The organism is Providencia sp. PROV004 (assembly GCF_011045615.1).
Taxonomy (GTDB): Bacteria; Pseudomonadota; Gammaproteobacteria; order Enterobacterales; family Enterobacteriaceae; genus Providencia; species Providencia rettgeri.
On the sequence record NZ_CP042859.1, the window covers coordinates 196205 to 215195 of the forward strand.

General features: G+C 42.3%; 15 protein-coding genes. 3 read left to right on the top strand and 12 right to left on the bottom strand.

What is annotated here, in order from left to right:
* Window positions 1–47: 47 nt before the first annotated feature.
* From FVA69_RS00875 to FVA69_RS00890, 4 genes are read right to left on the bottom strand one after another with little or no spacing between them, the layout of a single operon-like run.
* Entirely contained in the window at window positions 48–1463 is a 1416-nt protein-coding gene (locus FVA69_RS00875) for a DUF1116 domain-containing protein (protein ID WP_109912345.1), read from the bottom strand.
* Window positions 1463–3013: an acyl-CoA synthetase FdrA gene (gene fdrA, locus FVA69_RS00880; protein WP_109912346.1), complete on the bottom strand. Its 1551-nt coding sequence runs from the start codon at window positions 3011–3013 to the stop codon at window positions 1463–1465. The genes FVA69_RS00875 and fdrA overlap by 1 nt, the downstream gene beginning before the upstream one ends.
* Entirely contained in the window at window positions 3003–3926 is a 924-nt protein-coding gene (locus tag FVA69_RS00885) for a DUF2877 domain-containing protein (RefSeq protein ID WP_123382648.1), read from the bottom strand. The genes fdrA and FVA69_RS00885 overlap by 11 nt, the downstream gene beginning before the upstream one ends.
* Before the next feature lie 35 nt (window positions 3927–3961).
* A complete protein-coding gene (locus tag FVA69_RS00890; RefSeq protein WP_004266162.1) occupies window positions 3962–4567 on the bottom strand; it encodes an ankyrin repeat domain-containing protein in 606 nt (201 codons plus the stop codon).
* Between the two features lie 601 nt (window positions 4568–5168).
* Between FVA69_RS00890 and FVA69_RS00895 the strand changes: the two genes are divergently transcribed.
* Complete coding sequence (locus FVA69_RS00895) at window positions 5169–6101, top strand: LysR substrate-binding domain-containing protein (protein ID WP_109912354.1); 933 nt, start codon at window positions 5169–5171, stop codon at window positions 6099–6101.
* A 2-nt stretch (window positions 6102–6103) separates the two neighbouring features.
* On the opposite strand, the gene FVA69_RS00900 is transcribed toward FVA69_RS00895, so the two are convergent.
* Both FVA69_RS00900 and FVA69_RS00905 read right to left on the bottom strand, forming a co-directional pair.
* Window positions 6104–6961 (bottom strand): alpha/beta hydrolase, encoded by an 858-nt coding sequence (locus FVA69_RS00900; RefSeq protein WP_164528259.1) that lies wholly within the window; start codon window positions 6959–6961, stop codon window positions 6104–6106.
* A gap of 61 nt (window positions 6962–7022) precedes the next feature.
* Window positions 7023–9077: a TonB-dependent receptor domain-containing protein gene (locus FVA69_RS00905; protein ID WP_004266158.1), complete on the bottom strand. Its 2055-nt coding sequence runs from the start codon at window positions 9075–9077 to the stop codon at window positions 7023–7025.
* An 847-nt stretch (window positions 9078–9924) separates the two neighbouring features.
* Here FVA69_RS00905 and emrA point away from each other — a divergent pair.
* Both emrA and FVA69_RS00915 read left to right on the top strand, forming a co-directional pair.
* Entirely contained in the window at window positions 9925–11097 is a 1173-nt protein-coding gene (emrA, locus tag FVA69_RS00910) for a multidrug efflux MFS transporter periplasmic adaptor subunit EmrA (protein ID WP_109912360.1), read from the top strand.
* 16 nt (window positions 11098–11113) lie between these two features.
* Window positions 11114–12637: a DHA2 family efflux MFS transporter permease subunit gene (locus tag FVA69_RS00915; RefSeq protein WP_109912362.1), complete on the top strand. Its 1524-nt coding sequence runs from the start codon at window positions 11114–11116 to the stop codon at window positions 12635–12637.
* Window positions 12638–12670: 33 nt separating this feature from the next.
* Here the strand turns inward: FVA69_RS00915 and paaY are convergent, their stop codons facing one another.
* From paaY to FVA69_RS00945, 6 genes are all read right to left on the bottom strand, one after another.
* Window positions 12671–13264, bottom strand: coding sequence for a phenylacetic acid degradation protein PaaY (gene paaY, locus FVA69_RS00920; protein WP_117162923.1), 594 nt, complete (start codon window positions 13262–13264; stop codon window positions 12671–12673).
* 21 nt (window positions 13265–13285) lie between these two features.
* Window positions 13286–14224, bottom strand: coding sequence for a phenylacetic acid degradation operon negative regulatory protein PaaX (gene paaX / locus FVA69_RS00925; protein WP_109912363.1), 939 nt, complete (start codon window positions 14222–14224; stop codon window positions 13286–13288).
* A gap of 150 nt (window positions 14225–14374) precedes the next feature.
* Window positions 14375–15685: a phenylacetate--CoA ligase PaaK gene (gene paaK, locus FVA69_RS00930; protein WP_109912365.1), complete on the bottom strand. Its 1311-nt coding sequence runs from the start codon at window positions 15683–15685 to the stop codon at window positions 14375–14377.
* Between the two features lie 118 nt (window positions 15686–15803).
* Entirely contained in the window at window positions 15804–17006 is a 1203-nt protein-coding gene (pcaF, locus tag FVA69_RS00935) for a 3-oxoadipyl-CoA thiolase (protein WP_110731480.1), read from the bottom strand.
* Entirely contained in the window at window positions 17003–17443 is a 441-nt protein-coding gene (gene paaI / locus FVA69_RS00940; protein ID WP_004266152.1) for a hydroxyphenylacetyl-CoA thioesterase PaaI, read from the bottom strand. The genes pcaF and paaI overlap by 4 nt, the downstream gene beginning before the upstream one ends.
* Window positions 17440–18990 (bottom strand): 3-hydroxyacyl-CoA dehydrogenase, encoded by a 1551-nt coding sequence (locus FVA69_RS00945; protein WP_164528260.1) that lies wholly within the window; start codon window positions 18988–18990, stop codon window positions 17440–17442. The genes paaI and FVA69_RS00945 overlap by 4 nt, the downstream gene beginning before the upstream one ends.
* Window position 18991: the final 1 nt, after the last annotated feature.

The window sequence follows — 18991 nt, forward strand, 5'->3', positions numbered from 1 at the left end:
TTTTTATTGCCCAACCGGAGTTGGGCGTCTTTTTTTATGGCTGAAAACTAAGCATATTTCTGTGCGTAAGACAGCATGGCCTTTTCAAAGCAATCAAACGGCGGGTGAACAATACCTGCGCCAATCATACCGATACCTGCATCTTTATGGGCAATCGCGGTGTTGATAACCGGTAGAATGCCGCTGGCAGAAACTTTAGTAATATCAATGGCGGTAGGGATACCCATAAAGCCCAATAATGGAATAGTGACATTCGGGTTTTCACCTAAGGTGATTTCACGCATTTGGCGAGAGAAATCGACCGCTTCTTCAACTGTACCGCCAACCAGCGCTACGATAGCCGGTGCGGTTGCCATCGCAAATCCGCCAATACCGTAGGTTTCTGTGATAGCGGAGTCACCAATATCTAAACCGGAGTCTTCTGGTTTATAACCAGCGAACATTGGGCCGATAACTTGCTGAGAAGGACCTGTGAACCATTGACCTGGTAACCCACTGATGCGTAAACCAAATTCATAGCCATTACGCGCCATGGTCGTAACAACGGTGCTGTATTCGATGCCGTGAGCCGCATCCATTGATGCTTTACACATCGCCATCCACGTTGGGCCGGAGAAGTAATCGCTGCTTGCAACAAAATCAAACACTTCCTTTTGTTGTGCAACAGAGAAATCAGTTTGAATGATCCCTGTTGTAAGCGCTTGGATAAGTAAAGTTGTTCCTGCATTGTTACGGTTATGACACTCATCGCCCATATGCAGTGCTTGCGCAAGCATCAAACGTAGGTCGATTTCACCAACGATTTTCATTGCGTCGCGTAGCATTGGGCCTAAAACATCACGCATCCAATTTAAACGGTCGATGACGCTTTGGTCATTGGCACCCATGCGTAAGATTTTCGCCATTTGTTCGCTGAGGTTAGTGAACGCACGGTTACCATAGGTTTTGTTCTCAACAATGTGCATAAACATTGAAGCTGAAGTCACACCTGCCATCGAACCGACGCAATCATGTTCATGGCAAGGGGAGAAAATGATTTCACCGGAGGCCGCAACACGTTCGGCATCCGCTAAATCTTTTGCTAAACCTTCAAAAACCAGCGCACCGGTGACCGCACCTTTCATGGCACCACACATGTCTTTCCATGCTACAGGTGGGCCCGCATGTAAGATGGTGTTTTTGGTCATGCCGGGAACGACATTAATCGCTTGGTCGTAACCGATTAACACAGGTTGAGATTGAATAATACGCTCAAGGGCTTGGGCGTTAGCCGCCGCAATTTTTTCTTGTAGTGCGGCATTACCTTCAATTTGGTCAAGGGCGCGAATAACCGCAACGTTGCCTTGTCCTGGAGGTGTCCAGTTTAAATGCGTGACCGGAACATGTTGTTTTTTCAGGTCATCACTGAACATTTCGATGCCAACGTTGATGACATTTAATGGCTGCTTAAATAATGAAGTCATTATGCTTTCTCCCCTTTCCATACAAACTCACGCCCTAATAAACCGGTATTGGTGCTGCTACTTGCCCAGATGACTCCGGCATCTGTTAGCATTTTGACTTGCGCATCCATCGATGGGGTGTCTTGGTCAGTGCCCAGCACATAGCCTAAAATTTCTAATTCACGACCATCTTGTTTGGCGATGTTCTTCGCTTCTTTAATCGCGTCAATCATCACGCCCACAGGGTCTTCATGAGAACCAAAGCCTAAAACGAAGTCCATCATAATGACGCCCACTTCAGGGTCGCGAGCTTCTTGCAGTAAACGTTCAATACGGTTAGTTGGGTCGATCATTGGGTGTGGTTTACCGTTGGTAAAGTCGTCATCACCAAAATCGAGGAAGGTGTGTGCAATACTTTTATTGAGGTCTTTTAAGCGATAGTCAGAGTTTGGCTGAATATTGCTGTAAACATCATCGTATTTTTCCAGCGCGGCAAACATGGCTTCGTCACATAGCGTTCCACCACAGAATAAGCCTCGAATGTATTTCTGCTCAGGCTTCAGTTTTGCTCTGACTTCATCAATTAGCGGTAAATTGAGCGGGTGTAAATCTAAATCTTCTTTGCGAATACCGGTTAATAGAACAGCTTTCAGTGCTGCTTCTTTGGTGCTTTGGGCGAAGGTTAAACCCGGTTTGTCTTCTGGTAGTGGTTGGCTACCTAAGAAACACACAACAACAGGTTTATGGCATTTTTCTGCTTGTTCTAGCACCTTTTTGGCTACGCTAGGGGCTGGTGGCTTAGAAATCAGAGCGATAACTTGGGTTTCATCATCGGCATCGAGCATTTTTAGGGCATCAATCATCATGATACCGCCAATTTTTTCGCTTAAATCGCGACCACCAGTACCAATTAATTGAGAAACACCTGCGCCAAATTCGTGAATACGGACGCTGAGCTCTTGGCTACCCGTACCGGATGCACCGATGATACCAATGCTGCCACGGCGTACATCGTTACCAAAGCACAGCGCAGTTCCGTTGATAATGGCAGTTCCGCAGTCTGGGCCCATCATCAGCAAGCCTTTCTTGCTAGCCAGCTGTTTGAGCGCGAGTTCATCTTCAATGGAGACGTTATCGGAAAACAACATAACGTTGAGGTCATTTTCTAAGGCAATGCGCGCTTCACGGGCAGCAAATTGACCGTTTACTGAAATGACGGCAAGGTTGGCATCTGGGATATGTGTTTTCGCTGAATTAATAGTGGCGTATTTAGCTTCATGCTGCCCGCCACCTTGGTTTTTCTTATTAAATAACTCTTCGATAGCAATTAATGTGGCTTCGTTGGCATCATCGCTTGGGCCTTTAATGACAATCATTAAATCGCCATTTTTGGCTTCTTCTAATTCAGGTGTTAGTAACCCTAAATTACGTAAAACGCCTTTGTTCATCTCTGTTGCCATCGCGACAAACGCTTGTTCGACATTGTCGAGTTGATTGGCTTTTGTCGAAATAGACATCAGTGATACGGAATCAAAATAGGTATTCTTTTTTATGACAACTTTAGTCGACATAGTTTTCTCCGAAATAATGGGTGATATACAGGGCATCTCGCAAGCCAAATAGCATGTCGCTGCCAGAACTCGACCCGATATTTAAAATCTCTAAAAATTGTGGATAAATATTGGTTTCTTTCGCATCAACTAATGATTGAATTAATTGCTGCATATTTTCACGATATTCTCGGTTTAACGCTTTTTCTAATGTGATGGCACTGATTGGTGTCGTCTGGCCTAAGCTTTGGGTTATTCCCTTAAAAAATTCAGGGTAAAAAGTGGCAACCGGATGACCGATTAATAATAAAAATGCCATTAACCCAACTAAGTAATCATCTCCTGAAGGAGTTAGCCCGATACCCAATCCAACAAACTGGCGGATCACATAAACAATATTTTCTTTATTTTTCTTAATTATTGATTCAATCAATTCAGAGCGTAATTGAACCAATTGCTTCGTCATAGAGAGATAAAAAAAGTTATCCCCCTGATATTTAAATAGAGAGCTTTTATTTTCAGTTAAGATTAAATCCAAACGATTTATTTGCTTTTCGATATATAATAAATAATTTGAATTTTTCAGTTTGTTATCGCTAAAGTTGATAACAGGTTGCCGCCATTCTTTACATAAAGAAAATGATAATAAATAATTATCACCAATCAATATTTCTTTATTTAATAAATTAATGGACTCTCCTTTTTTAATATTGAAAAGAGAAAAATTTTTATTGATTAATCGGCAACTATTTGGAGCATTATCTAATTGAGAACAAAGCAATGTATAAAGTGCATTATCAATAGAAAAGTTAATGGCTTTATTAAATACTTGTTCTATCGTTCCTTGGGGTGAGGGCTGATGCAACAGATTGAGAAATTGTGTATCAGCCGTTAGCCCGTATAACCTTTGCCGATGAGATATGGATGCGTTCACATGCCTCCTTATCTTATTTAGAGTCTATGATTTCGCTATGCTCCTGCTGCAATCAGTAACTCAGCAATCTCGCTGTAGCCTTTTTCATGTGCTAACTCTAATGGTTTTTTACCATATTTATCCGTCATATGAGGGTTCGCACCGTGGTCTAATAGTAATTTAACGATTTGCTGCTGTTTTTCGCCCCCATCGTTGAGTACGATAGCTTCTAATAGTGGGGTCCAACCAACAAAGTTGGTGTGATTGACATTAATATCGGTTTTTTCAAGTAGTTCACGAACAATTTCTACGTGGCCTTTTTCACTGGCCGGTGTAATTCCCACACCACCAAAACGGGTTAATAAGTCTAAATTGGGTTTTGCAGGTAAGACAATGCGTAATAAGGTTAAGTCGTTATTAAGACAGCTTAATAAAAAAGGGTTAAAACAGGTTTGGTCTTGTTTATTAATATCTGCCCCTGCATTAATCAGAAAAGAAACACATTCATAATGTTTATTCAGGCTAGCATTGACGATAGCAGTGCGACCTTGACGGTTGGTGGTATTAATATCCACACCTTTTTCAAGGCAACTTTTTAATATTTCTAATTGTCCTTGTTCAGCTGCGGTTAAAAAATCGTGAGCGAGAGTACTAGCGGTCATCATTTTCCCCTTAGGTTGGTTTTTATTACCAACATAGATAAAGACAATTTAAAGATTACATCGAATATATGATGGTTAGAGCATAGCAATTGTCATTAATAAAAAGAATCCATTTAAATTTAATTCATCAATGGGGCATTTAATTATTGAATTTAATTCAATAATCTGGCTTTTTTGTGCGTGCGAGCATTCTTTTTTAGCGTTTTTTGATGATTTATGGCTATTTTGTGGTCCAAATTGTGTGATTTTTTTTGTTAATTAAAATCGAAAATCATGATTTACTCAGTTCTGTGATAGACATCAAATTGGAAGTTTTTAATTTGTTAAATTTGTAATTTTATTGATCGTATCTGTATCGAATGTTAATACTTGGTTTGCCTATTTAATTCAATAATATTAGGTATTTCGAATATTAATAGTGACTTTAAAGGTAGGGTTTTTACTTGGGGAAAATGCATATCAAATTTAATCTATTCCAGTTGTTAATAATTCTGTTAAGCTATAAAAATATGCTCGAAAAATAATCTGATTTTTACGTTATTGAATTTTATTCACATAAAAACATGATTTGTCTAAATTTTAAACATTTTTGGCGGTGGGTATGAACTCAATTTTTACGGAAGAAAACTTACTGACTTACACAACAGCAGCGAAGTTTGCGAGTTTTAGTAAAGCAGCGGAAGAGTTAGGCGTGACCACCTCTGCGGTGAGTTATACCATCAAACGTATTGAAACCTATTTAGATGTCGCGTTATTTATTCGTAATACCCGTAATATTGAACTCACAGAAGCAGGGTATTATTTTTATCGTAAAGCAACCGACTTGCTCAATAATTTCCATTCCATTCAAAAAAGTATTTATTCTATTGAGCAGGGGATTGAAGCGCGGGTACGTATTTGTATTAATCAGTTATTATATACGCCGTATCATACCGCTAAGTTATTACAAATATTAAAAAAACAGTTTGCTACCTGCCACATCACTGTGACAACCGAGGTGTATAATGGGGTTTGGGATGCCATTATTAATAACCATGCAGATATTGCGATTGGTGCTCCGGGTACGTTGATGGATGGCGGTGGAATTGACTACACTGAAATCGGTGCGATTCACTGGCAATTTGCTATCGCAGCAACTCACCCATTGGCACTGATGCCAGAGCCCATCGCTGAGAGCCAGCTACGCCTTTATCCCAATATTATGGTGGAAGATACCGCGCATACCATTAATAAGCGGGTGGGTTGGTTGTTACATGGGCAAGAAGCAATTCAAGTGCCTGATTTTAATACTAAATGCCAGTGTCAGATATTAGGTGAAGGGATTGGGTTTTTACCCGATTATATGATCAAAGACCATGTTAAACATGGTTTGTTGGTAACAAAACAAATTCAGAACCCACGACAAGATTCCCATATGCTATTAGCCACACAACATTCAGCTACTGGGCTTGTGACGCAGTGGATCCGTAAAGAATTTGGCGAAAAGGGGGTTCTAGCAGAGCTCTACAGCGATCTCCTAAAACCCATCAATTAGTCTTATTGGCTAGCGACATCAAGGGCTTTATCGATAGCATCGGGGATCACTGAACCGTGGTTTTTGCCGTCGAATAACCTAAATTCACAGTGCCTTTGGTGGTTTGCAATCTCAGTGCAAACTTGGCGTGTGCTAATCCAACTTTTGCGCGCTTGGTAATTTTGCACTTGTTCAGCGCTCAGTTTGGATAAATCAGGGCTCTCTTCTAAACCGCCTAAAGTCACAAATAGGGGGGAAGCCGCTTGTTTCGCTGTCAGTTTCGCTAAATCTACCATACTTCCTTTACCCCACCATAATGACGGGCTGGCAGAAACATAAAACTGAAAATCATCCGGTTGTTGTTGGTACGCCATCAAGGTAAATAATCCACCAAATGAATGGCCAAATAGGGTTTGTTTGCTTTTATCAATAGGAAACTGTTTTTCTGCCCATGGGCGAATAGTGTCAGTTAAAAATTGGTATAGCGCAGGGGAACCGCCCCCTTGTTTAAATTCGTCACCCGCAACAGGGGGAGTATAGTCGTAGGTTCGCCATGCTTTTGGAAAGGCTTCGTCAATGGGGTAACCAATCCCAATAATAATCGGTAGTTTATCCGCTGGCAGCTTTTCAACTGCGCGATTAACCGCTTTGGGGTATAAACCATTACCATCAAGCATATACAGGATAGGGCGTTGTGCGGTGACATTATAGGGCACTGCACTGTAAATGCGCAGCGCACGGTCACCGTAAGTCATATCCGTTTGTTGGATATCATAAAATTGGCTGACTTGCTCGTCCATACTCGGGATAGTCTGGCTTGGGCGGGAAAATGCGGAACTGGTCATACACAGCAATATGCTACTTAATATGATTTTATTCATTTATTGAGTCTATTTAAGGGTTTTGAGGGTATACCTGAAACAGGCACACCCTCAGAGTTAATTAGAAGCTAACGTTAACGTTCGCCCAATAACGGCGTCCGTCTTCAACATCCCAGTTTCCATCAACTTTATCAATTTTAGGTCCTTTTTCATTACCAATATTTAGCACTGCAAAGTTCAGTTTGGTGTTTTTAAATAATTGGTAGGTTGCACCCACATCCATGGTGGTATAGCCACTACGATAGCGAGGTACTTTTGAGCCATTACGTTGTGCTGCCCACACCTGTTTTCCTTCATAATGCGCACGTGTGTATAAGGTTAGGTCTTCATTGAAGTTCCAATCCAATTTCGCATTAGCGATATGTTTTGGTGTTTTATCCAATGGATAGCCTTTTAAGGAAAGACCATTGCCTAATTTCTCATCATCACTTTTACGTTCTGAATCGGTGTATGTGTAATTTAGGTTGAGGTTCCAATCCTGTGCGATAGGAATGCCCGTTGCAACTTCAACACCTTTGATGTTCGCTTTACCCACATTGTCGTAGGTATATAACGTGAGATTAGGGTGGTTAGGATCGGCTTGATTAAGTGAGTAGCTAGTTAGCTTGTTTTTGAAGTCGGTATTAAAGAAGGTTAAGCTCGCATTAAAGCCAGATTCATGGTTATAGGCAATACTGATTTCTTCACTAACACTTTTTTCCGGTTTGAGGTCTGGATTACCGTAGATAATCCCGTTACCACCTTGGGTAGAGGTGCCATAGCCTTTACTGATTTCACGTAATGTAGGTGCGCGGAAAGCTGAAGAAACGCCCCCTTTAATGGTGATTTCATCGGTTAGGTAGTAAACAGCATAACCCCTTGGGTTCCAATGGTTACCATAGGTTTCGTGGTGATCTAAACGTAGGCCACCCGTTAAGATCAGATCATCTGTTGCGGTAAATTCATTTTCCACAAACAGTGCTGATTGATCGACTGACATACTGGTTTTTTCCATTACGCCTTTTGAAACCAAAGAGCTGTCTTTCAATTTAGAGTACTGGTATTGCCCACCAACGGTTAGGATATTGTCCGGCAGGAAAGCCACCACTTTTCCATCAACAACGGTGTTGGTGATTTCTGGTACGCGAGCCTCATAGCCGCCTTCCCAATGGCCTGTAGTTTGATTACGGTCTTGGGATTTTATTTTACGTTTGGTTTTTTCTTGGTAAACACTTAGCTCAGTATTAAAAGAATCCCACTCACCTTTATAAGTCAGAGCTGCATGGTTACGGTCGTTATGCCACTCTTCTTTAGAGTTATATTGCTTGTCTCCACCACGAATTTCATATTCAGCACCAGATTTACCTGGTGTCGATGTTTTCTCTTGAGTACTACGACCTGCTTCTAGTAAGAAGGTTTGGTTCTCTTGTGGTGTAAAGGTTAATTTAGCTGTTAAGCTGCGGTTATCACGCTGATGATGACCTTCTAAGATTTTATCTTCCTGACGGTAGTTACCACCACCATATAATTGCAGACCAAGTTTATCTTGAATTAATGGGCCAGACAGATAGAAGTTACCGTCAGTCGAGTTACCGCTATCACTGTTTTCTTGGATAATAGCCCCAGTGGTGACGCTGCCATGCCATTCATTAGTCACTTTTTTAGTGATGATATTGATAACACCACCCATTGCATCGGAACCATACAGGGAGGACATAGGTCCACGGATCACTTCGATGCGTTCAATCGCTTCGACAGGTGGCATAAAGCCTGCTTCAAAGCCACCGCTCCCATTAGGACGTGATTCACGGCTGTTTTGACGGCGCCCATCGACCAATATCAGCGTGTATTCGCCGGGTAAGCCACGGATATTAATATCTTGTTTGTTTGCAGCACCAACGACACTTACCCCTTCCACGTCTTTAACGGCGTCGGCGAGGTCACGGACAGGTTTATTTTGTAATTGGTCTGCACTGATCACGGTCACGCTAGCAGGAGCATCACGCAGTTGTTGCGAGAAGCCTGATGCACTGACGACCATGGTATCTGTTTTATTGTCTGCTGCTGTAGCGCTAAATGAAGATAAAGCCGCACAAACACCGGCGGCAATCAGGGTGTAGTGATATTGCGAAGTCATAGTTATCCCTAGTAAATATAAATGAGAATGATAATTATATTGTTTGCGAATATTATCACTAAAACATATCAAAAATAAATAATGAGCTAGCTAATTTATGAGCAATATTTGATCTCAGCTAAGAATTTTCACCTACGGTGTTTTCCCCTTTTACGATTTTTGTCAAGCTTAACGAAAAATTAAGGTTTAACTCTGGTTTATGGTGTTTGGTTGTGCGTGAATTTACTCTAGCGCTAGCATCTACTAGGGAAATTTGAGTTATATGAAACATACATTCAAAATTAGCCTGTATCCTTGGGGATAACCTCGTTAACCTAATGAATAATATTAAGTACTGGTAAAGAGATAAAAGCTGCCCGAAAGGCCAGCAATTACCAACGTACTTCGTTACTCTATTAAGCACCGTATTGAGTTTATTAATGTTGTATTGATGAGGACAAAAATGAAAATCGAGACAATCAGTGGTATTAAAAAGCAAGCGGCAGCCCGCGATAAAAAATGAAAACTCCAAGTTAAGAAATCATAAATATGGTCTAATAAATAGAAATATTCAATCAAAAAAAGAATATCAATAATTGAGTGACGGAATTTTTATCATAATAAATATCATTTGAACTATTTCATTAATTTTTATCGTTAATCTAATTAAGAATGAATTTCATTGTTTTGATAATAAACATTAATCTAATGTTGAACTCTGATTCCCTTTAATTATTTGTTTTATATCAATGAATTAATTTTTTTGTTGGAATTAATTTAATTGTAAATTATTAACTATTGCTTTATTACATATACTTCGTAAATATAGAGGGAGAATTAATATTGATTTCAGACCTTGAGAGTTATTATGAGTCAAGAAACCCATTCAGAAACACATAATCAAAAAACGACTAATGAAAAACGTAGAACAATATGGATAGTGATAGCCACAATAATTATCATTCTATTATTTGTCGCCTACGGTGTTTATTGGTTTTTAGTTTTACGCTTTCAAGAATATACCGATGATGCTTATGTATCTGGCTTACAGATCCCGATAATTGCGCAAACAACAGGTAATGTCACTCAAGTTAACTTTGAAAATACTGACTTGGTAAAGGCGGGGGATGTACTGGTTGTATTGGATAAAACGAATGCGCAATTGGCATTTGAACAAGCCAAACATGATTTAGCGACCACCGTACGCAAAACCAAAGAACTGTATATCAATGGTGATGAGTATCAAGCGCAAATTCAAAAAAATCGTGTGACACTTGCGCAAGCGCAAAAAGATTATCAACGTCGTGTAGCTTTAGGCCGCAGTGGTACCATTTCGAAGGAAGACCTGCAGCACGCCCAAGAAGCTGTGCAACTTGCGCAGGCGGCTCTGGATATTTCTATTCAACAATATAATGCCAACCGCGCATTGTTGCGTAATACGGAGCTCAAAAAACAACCTGCGATTCAGCAAGCCGCTGATAGTGTACGCAGTGCGTGGATAAACTTACAACGTACTGAAATTAAAAGCCCAATGACGGGATATGTTTCACGGCGTAATGTTCAAGTTGGCTCTCAAGTCAGTCCGCAAAGTTCTTTAATGGCGATTGTGCCTGTTCAGCCTGTTTGGGTTGATGCGAACTTCAAAGAAACTCAATTAGAAAAAGTCCGTATTGGGCAACCCGTGACCATCAACAGTGATTTTTACGGGGCAGATATTGTTTATAACGGTACCGTGGTTGGGCTTGATATGGGAACCGGTAGTGCTTTCTCATTATTGCCTGCCCAAAATGCGACAGGGAACTGGATTAAAGTCGTACAGCGTTTGCCTGTACGTGTTGAATTAGACCCAGAGCAGGTGGCAAAACACCCGTTACGCATTGGGTTATCTATGAATGTCACCATCGATATTAAAGATCAAAATGGCCCTGTTTTAGCGGAAGTACAGCGTACAGTACCTGCATTTGAAAGTGATGTGTTGGTCTTAAACTTAAGTGATGTCGACCACATCATCGACACTATTATCAGCGATAACGCAGACTAGCTTGAAAGGAGCCGTTGTGGCAGATATTCAACCACTTAAGGGTGCAAAACTGGTATGGGCAACCATTGCGTTGTCCCTTGCGACCTTCATGCAGGTGCTTGATTCCACGATTGCTAACGTGGCTATCCCGACGATTGCAGGTGACCTTGGGGTTTCTATGTCTCAAGGGACATGGGTAATTACCTCGTTTGGCGTATCGAATGCAATTTCTATCGCTATTTCAGGTTACTTGGCGAAGCGCTTTGGTGAAATTCGTGTTTTCTTATGGGCAACGGCGCTTTTCACCTTATTTTCATTACTTTGTGGCTTTTCCGATAGCCTTGGTATGCTAATTTTATACCGCGTATTGCAAGGTGCCGTTGCAGGGCCGGTGATCCCACTTTCTCAAAGCCTTATCATGCGCTGCTATCCGCCAAAAATGCAAAATATGGCGTTAGCATTTTGGTCTATGACCATTATTTTAGCCCCTGTATTCGGTCCTATTTTTGGTGGTTATATTAGTGATAATTTCCATTGGGGCTGGATATTCTTTATGAATGTGCCTTTGGGAATTTTTGTCATTATAGTTGGCTCTATTATCTTCAAAGGGATGGAGTCCAAGGTCGTGAAAGTGCCATTCAATGTGATTGGCTTGGCGCTGCTTTCTGTGGGAGTGGGTTGCTTACAAGTTTTGCTCGACAAAGGTAAGGAACTGGGATGGTTGGCATCTAATGAAATTGTCATCTTAGCCGTTGTTTCAGCTATTGCGTTGGTATTCCTCGTTATTTGGGAACTCACAGATAAAAACCCAATTGTCGAATTATCGTTATTTAAATCGCGCAATTTTACCATCGGAACGATTTCTGTCAGTTTAGCGTATATGGCCTATTTCGGCGCTATTGTCTTGTTGCCGCAACTTTTACAGGAAGTTTATGGCTATACGGCAACATGGGCTGGGCTCGCATTGGCGCCTATAGGCTTATTGCCTGTGTTGTTTTCGGCTCCAGTGGCAAAATTATCTGATTTTCTTGATATCCGCTGGATAGTGACCTTTAGCTTTGTATTTTATGCAATTTGTTTCTTCTGGCGTGCATATACTTTTGAACCGAGCATGGGCTTTTCTGCTGTTGTTTGGCCGCAATTGGTGCAAGGAATGGCAGTAGCTTGCTTCTTTATGCCACTGACCACATTAACCCTTTCAGGTTTACCGCCTGAAAAACTCGCTTCGGCATCGAGTTTGGCTAACTTTTTCCGTACCTTAGCGGGTTCAATAGGGACTTCTATTACCACAACGCTGTGGAGTGATAGAGAAGCCGTTCACCATAGTCAATTAACGGAATTTATTACCGATTATAACCCTGAATCCTTAGGGATGTATAAAGAAATGGCAGCCCATGGATTGAGTACCGAACAGACTTCCGGGTTTATTGCTCAGCAAATTACGAGCCAAGGATTAATTATTGCTGCAAATGAAATTTTCTGGTTATGCGGTTGGGTATTTATTGCGCTGATTATTACCGTTTGGTTTGCTAAACCGCCATTTGGTAGCAAAGCGAAATAATGGATGGGGCTAAGTATTTTAGCCCCATCTAGCTTATAGCTGGGATTTAGGAATAATATTCTCAAAACTCAAGACAGGCCGGTTCGTTTCGACTTCTTTGAGGGGCTCGACTTCTTTAAAGGTGTTTAAGCAGCGCGTGACTAAGTCTTGATAATCTTTGGTTCCGCTGGTTTTCCATGCAATTTCCTTTTCTGATAAGGTGCGAAGGACTTTTGCAGGTGTACCCACGATAAGACTATTATCGGCGAAAATTGCCTCGGCTTTGATGAAGGCACAAGCACCGACGATAGAGTTCTCGCCAATAACGGCCCCGTCCATAATCACACTGTTCATTCCGACTAAGGCATTACGCTTGATATGGCAACCATGCAAAATCGCCCCATGGCCGATGTGCCCATCTTCTTCCACGATGGTTTCATACTGAGGAAAACCATGCATCACACAGTTATCTTGCACATTGGCGCCATCTTTAATGATTAAGCGACCAAAGTCCCCACGTAAGCTGGCGTTTGGGCCAATGTAAACATTTTTGCCAATAATAACATCACCAATCACCACAGCAGTAGGGTGCACAAAACTTTCAGGACTGACGACGGGCGTAATACCATCGATTTGATAAAAGGGCATACAGGCTCCTGTAATGTGTATTTAGGCGGCTATATCTCTGAGCACTCCACCAAAGCGGCGATAATAAGCGCTGGATGGTTGAGGAAGCTCCCCGACAGTGGTTTCGCACTGTTCAGAAACATATTGGGTTGCCGCTTGATCAATGCGTTGATAAATGTTGGTACAAAGATGGCGTGCAATATGGCCTTCCCATTGTGCAGGAAGGAGTTCATCTGGTAATAACGGGTCTTTAAGCGTGACACGGCGGTAGAAATGGATCAGCAGTAAACGTAGCTGAAAGCAGTGTTCAGGGGAAATCTGTGTGTCAGTATTTTCTTTAAGGAGTAATGCAAGTGGCCTAAATAAGGAAATAAACTGATGATAATGTTCTGAAATATCTTGCAAAGACCAAGCATGAGAAACCAGTTCTTTGAGATTTTTTTCTGAGCGGCTATAGGGGTAATCCGCGTGAAAATAGATGGCATTTTCAGTGGCATTGAGTTCATTGAGTAGTGTCGGTACATCACTTTGGGCACAACTGGGTGCTGCCATGAGTGACGTATTAAATTGCCCGAAACCGAGCCAACTCAGTTCCTTTTTTAATCTGATCTTTTCGTCTTTATCCGCCGTTTCAAGGAGGAGTAAATCCCATTTTCCATCCCAATCAGGCTGCCCGGCTAGATAAATTTTATTTTCTGCACGGCGAAAGCGACTTTGCCCGCGCTCAGAAATACGGTAATAGCTGCGACGGCCAATTTTTTCGACATCAAGCCAACCTTCTTTTTGTAAGCGAAAAACGGAAGTTCGGACAAAGCGGTCAGTAAAGCCCATGGGTTCTAACAGCTTAGTCAAGCTTCCTAACCACACTTCACCACCACGATGATGCAAAGCATCACCATAGAGTGAGCTAATTAGAGACGTCCCACTAATGGGTTGGCTTGCTATTGCATGTTGTATGAATTGGTTAAGTTTATTTTCCATTTATATTTTATCTATAAAATTTATGTATCAGAAGGCTTACTAAATAGTAGACATAAATTTAAAGGTTGTCTTCCATTACCTGTTTTAACACTTTCTCAGAGATTAAGGCATATCAGAGTAGTTCATTCCAATATGCCTTAATAATTTGAATTAAATCGCAATTCTAGTATCAATTACCCGTTCAGCTTTGCCTTGAGAGCGTGGAATATCACCGCAATTTACAATACTAATACGGGTGCTAATACCTACCATCGATTTGATTCGATGCTTTAAATGGTGGCAGATATTACAGCGTTCATCATAAGTGAGCTGTTCAGGGTGTTTGAGCTCAACACGAACAGATAAGTTGTCCATATTGCCTTGGCGACCAATTTCTAATTGGTAATGAGGGGAAAGCTCCTTAAATTGCATGATTTGTTCTTCAATTTGAGAAGGAAACACATTCACGCCACGAATGATCATCATGTCATCGGAACGTCCGGTAATTTTACCAATTCGACGCATGTTACGATTGACCCCCTGCATCAGGTGGGTAAGGTCACGTGTTCGGTAACGAATAACAGGCATGGCTTCTTTTGTCAGGGTAGTAAACACTAACTCACCATGCTCACCCGCCCCTAATGGTTTTAAGGTATTGGGGGAAATAATTTCTGGATAAAAATGGTCTTCCCAGATAGTGGGGCCACTCTCTCCTGAGTCTGCGCACTCCATAGCAACGCCAGGCCCCATCACTTCAGATAAACCGTAAATGTCTAATGCTTTGATACCAAGACGGGTTTCAATTTCTGTTCTGAGGGATTCAGTCCAAGGTTCAGCACCAAAGACACCTAATCTAAGTGAGCACTTACTAGCATCTCCACCCATGATTTTTTCAAGCTCATCAATAATACTCAAGCAGTAAGAGGGCGTTACCATTATCACATCGGGTTTGAAATCAGCGATCAGTTGTGCTTGTTTTTCAGTTTGCCCACCTGACATAGGAATGACTGCGGCTCCTAGGCGTTCTGCACCATAGTGAGCGCCTAGCCCTCCGGTGAATAAACCATAGCCGTAAGCAACGTGGACTTTATCGCCTCGGACAGTGCCAGCAGAACGTAAACTACGCGCAATCAGGTCAGCCCAGTTATCGATATCTCGCTGGGTGTAACCGACCACAGTTGGGCGCCCAGTCGTTCCTGAAGAGGCATGAATACGGATGATTTGGTCCATTGGCACAGCAAAGGTGCTAAATGGGTAGTTTTCACGTAAATCCTGTTTGGTCGTGTAAGGAAATTTTTCGATATCGCTGAGTTGTTTGAAATCGTCAGGGTGAACCCCTGCATCATCGAATTTCTTGCGATACATCGGGACATTTTCATAGGCGTGAGTGAGTGTCCACTTCATTCGAGAGTACTGTAAAGACTCGATCTCATCTCGCGATGCAAATTCAATTGGGTCGATGCTATCTTGTATATTGCTCATAATTGCCTGTCCTCATAATTATTATGGTTACCAGTTCACGCTAATGCATGACGTTTCTGGTATTTGCCTGAGCAGGTGTCGGGTTTTCAGGCTGTTTTTATTTGTATTAAGACGTTGTTCAGACTCGTTCAATAATCATTGCGATCCCTTGGCCAACCCCGATACACATGGTGCATAATGCATAACGACCTTGTCTGCGGTGTAGTTCATTGATAGCGGCAATAACAAGCCTTGCTCCACTCATTCCAAGTGGATGGCCTAGTGAAATTGCCCCTCCGTTTGGGTTAACGTGTGAGGCATCATCAGGTAAACCAAGCCCCCTTAAAACGGCGAGTGCTTGCGCGGCAAAGGCTTCGTTTAGTTCAATAACATCCATTTGTTCGATGGTGAGCCCTGCCATTTTTAATACTTTTTGCGAGGCAGGGAGTGGACCGATCCCCATCAATCTTGGCTCAACGCCACAAGTGGCTGTAGCGATGATACGAGCCCGCGGTGTTAACCCTTGTTGTTTGGCGATAGTGTCGGATGCGATAATCAGTGCGGCGGCTCCGTCATTAACACCGGAAGCATTACCAGCCGTTACAGTCCCGTTATCGCGAAATGGGGTTTTTAGTTTTTGTAATTGTTCAAATGTTGTTTCTGCTCTTGGATGCTCGTCTTCACTGACGACGTATTCATTTTTACGTTGTTTAACCGTTACAGGGATGATTTCTTGCGCAAAAATACCGTTAACTTTGGCAGTTTCAGTGCGTTGTTGGCTACGTAATGCAAAAGCATCTTGGTCTTCACGGCTAATTTGGTAAGTTTCTGCCACATTTTCCGCAGTTTCTGGCATTGAATCTGTGGAAAACTGTTGTTCCATCAACGGGTTGATAAAGCGCCAGCCAATAGTGGTATCAAATACTTGTGCTTGACGAGAGAATGCAGATTCTGGTTTACCCATCACAAACGGCGCTCGGCTCATGGATTCGACGCCTCCGGCAATCATGAGCCCAGACTCACCAGCTTTGATACTTCTTGCCGCTAATGCTATAGCGTCTAGCCCAGAACCACATAGGCGGTTAATGGTGGTACCAGAAACAGAAACAGGTAGCCCAGATAACAGCCCCGCCATACGTGCTACATTACGGTTGTCTTCTCCTGCTTGATTTGCGCAACCTAAAATGATGTCGTCAGTTAATGACCAATCAAGTTGCGGGTGCCTTTCCATTAAGGCTTTTAATGGAACAGTGGCAAGGTCATCAGGGCGTAATGATGATAAAGCACCACCGTAGCGGCCAATGGGAGTGCGGACACCATCACAAATAAACGCATCTATCATGATTGTTCTCCTGTTAAACGATGGCCTAACCGATGAGAACGACCGTGGAACAGCGCAAGCGTTTTACCATCTTGGTTAGTTATCTCGACTTCATATAAACCGTTACGTTTACCTTGGTGTTTCATCGTGGCGGTCGCGGTAAGCAGGTCACCTTCAAAACCGGGACGAATAAAATCAATGGAGCACATGGAAGCAACGGCAGCATGCCCTTGGCTATTACAGGCGTAGGCAAACGCGGTGTCGGCAAGGCTAAATAATTGCCCTCCGTGGCAGGTTTTATGGCCATTAAGCATCTGTGCTGTGATCGGCATTTTCAATTGCGCAAAACCTTCCTCGACTTTTTCAATGGACATACCCATCGCTTTTGCGCATGCATCATCACGGTACATAATGTGAGCTGATTGCTGAGCCAGCGTAATGTTTGGCAATGAAATCATGGTAGCTCCTTGAAAGTTAAAGATTGATAACCTGCGGCTAATTGCCTTAAAAGTGGGTTTGGCCGATAACGACTGTCTCCATAAAACTGAGTCAAATTTTCAAGTACTGACAGCACACGTTGCCAGCCTAGCTGCCTACCCCAAGCGAGTGGGCCTTTAGGGTAATTCACGCCAAAACACATGGCATTATCGGTATCTAATGCCGTTGCAATTCCTTTATTGACGATATCTAACGCTTCATTGCATAGCATCGCGACTGTCCTCATGGTTAACAGCGCTGGGTAGTCTGGTAATACAATTACGTGTTTACCTAATGATTGAAAAAACGCGATAGCTTGCTGGTTTTGTTGCGCACTATTTTGCGATGCACAGCTTAACGTGATGGTTGTTGCGGTAAGGTAATTTACCGATAAGTCAAAATGCACGACGGCTTGTTTTTGTGTTTGCGCATGTGACGATGCCAATTCACCATTTGTTAACATAATAATAACGCCATTAACAATAAGTGTCGGGGATTGATCAGAATGTTGTGTTAATCCTTCGAGAGAGATCCCATTTTCAGTTAAAAGCCGCGCGAACTCAGGAAATATCTGCCAGTTGCCATGCGCTTTTATATTTTGGGGCTGCTCAAGATGAATTTTTTCTGCAATTGAAGGTAAAGGTTGAGGTTTATTATCATCATAATGATAAAACCCTTGCTTCGATTTACGGCCTAAATGGCCTGCTTGGACTAATTCCAATTGCATTAATGAGGTTTGAAAGCGTGGGTCATAACCGAAGGCCTGAAATACTGATTCAGTTACCGCATAGTTTACATCATGGCCAATTAAATCAGTTAGTTGTAGTGGGCCCATGGCAAAACCCCCAGCGTCACGTATTGCGCTGTCTAATGTGGCAGGAGACGCAATTTGTTCTTCAAGGGCACGCATTGTTTCGGCGTAGAAAGGCCGAGCCACTCGGTTGACAATAAAACCGGGGGTGGAACGGCAAATTACGGGGATTTTTCCAAATGATAAAGTTAGGGCTTTTAACTGTTCAATGACGGTGTTAGATGTTTCTAGCCCTCGAACGATTTCAACTAATTTCATCACGGGGGCGGGGTTAAAAAAGTGCAGGCCTGCAAGACGCTCGGGGTGTGTTAGCTGCCGCCCAATGGCGGTAATCGATAATGAAGATGTATTACTGGCAAATAGCGTATTTTTGCTGCAAATCGCTTCTAATTCACTAAAAATTGCCTGTTTTATTTCCAGATTTTCAGCAACGGCTTCAATGACTAATTGTGCATCCGACAGTGCCGAGAGGCTTTTTACCACTGCGATTTTTGCGATAATCGCCTCCGTGACCTCTAGTTTTGCTTTCCCTTGCTCAACACGTTTGCGTAAACGTTGGGTCATCGTTGATAAACTACGGCTTAACACATCTTGGTTCACATCAAACAGTAAGACGGATAACCCCGCTGTTGCTGCCACTTGTGCAATGCCAATCCCCATGGTTCCAGCGCCAATTACCGCGATGGTGTTGATAGTATGATTCAAAGGTAATGTCATG

Bases quoted from the DNA above. Each gene is read 5' to 3' on its own strand.
- paaK (WP_109912365.1), bottom strand. From the start codon at position 15,685: ATGAGCAATATACAAGATAGCATCGACCCAATTGAATTTGCATCGCGA.
- FVA69_RS00945 (WP_164528260.1), bottom strand. From the start codon at position 18,990: ATGACATTACCTTTGAATCATACTATCAACACCATCGCGGTAATTGGC.
- FVA69_RS00875 (WP_109912345.1), bottom strand. From the start codon at position 1,463: ATGACTTCATTATTTAAGCAGCCATTAAATGTCATCAACGTTGGCATC.
- FVA69_RS00905 (WP_004266158.1), bottom strand. From the start codon at position 9,077: ATGACTTCGCAATATCACTACACCCTGATTGCCGCCGGTGTTTGTGCG.
- emrA (WP_109912360.1), top strand. From the start codon at position 9,925: ATGAGTCAAGAAACCCATTCAGAAACACATAATCAAAAAACGACTAAT.
- paaY (WP_117162923.1), bottom strand. From the start codon at position 13,264: ATGCCCTTTTATCAAATCGATGGTATTACGCCCGTCGTCAGTCCTGAA.
- paaX (WP_109912363.1), bottom strand. From the start codon at position 14,224: ATGGAAAATAAACTTAACCAATTCATACAACATGCAATAGCAAGCCAA.
- pcaF (WP_110731480.1), bottom strand. From the start codon at position 17,006: ATGATAGATGCGTTTATTTGTGATGGTGTCCGCACTCCCATTGGCCGC.
- FVA69_RS00895 (WP_109912354.1), top strand. From the start codon at position 5,169: ATGAACTCAATTTTTACGGAAGAAAACTTACTGACTTACACAACAGCA.
- FVA69_RS00900 (WP_164528259.1), bottom strand. From the start codon at position 6,961: ATGAATAAAATCATATTAAGTAGCATATTGCTGTGTATGACCAGTTCC.
- paaI (WP_004266152.1), bottom strand. From the start codon at position 17,443: ATGATTTCATTGCCAAACATTACGCTGGCTCAGCAATCAGCTCACATT.
- fdrA (WP_109912346.1), bottom strand. From the start codon at position 3,013: ATGTCGACTAAAGTTGTCATAAAAAAGAATACCTATTTTGATTCCGTA.
- FVA69_RS00890 (WP_004266162.1), bottom strand. From the start codon at position 4,567: ATGACCGCTAGTACTCTCGCTCACGATTTTTTAACCGCAGCTGAACAA.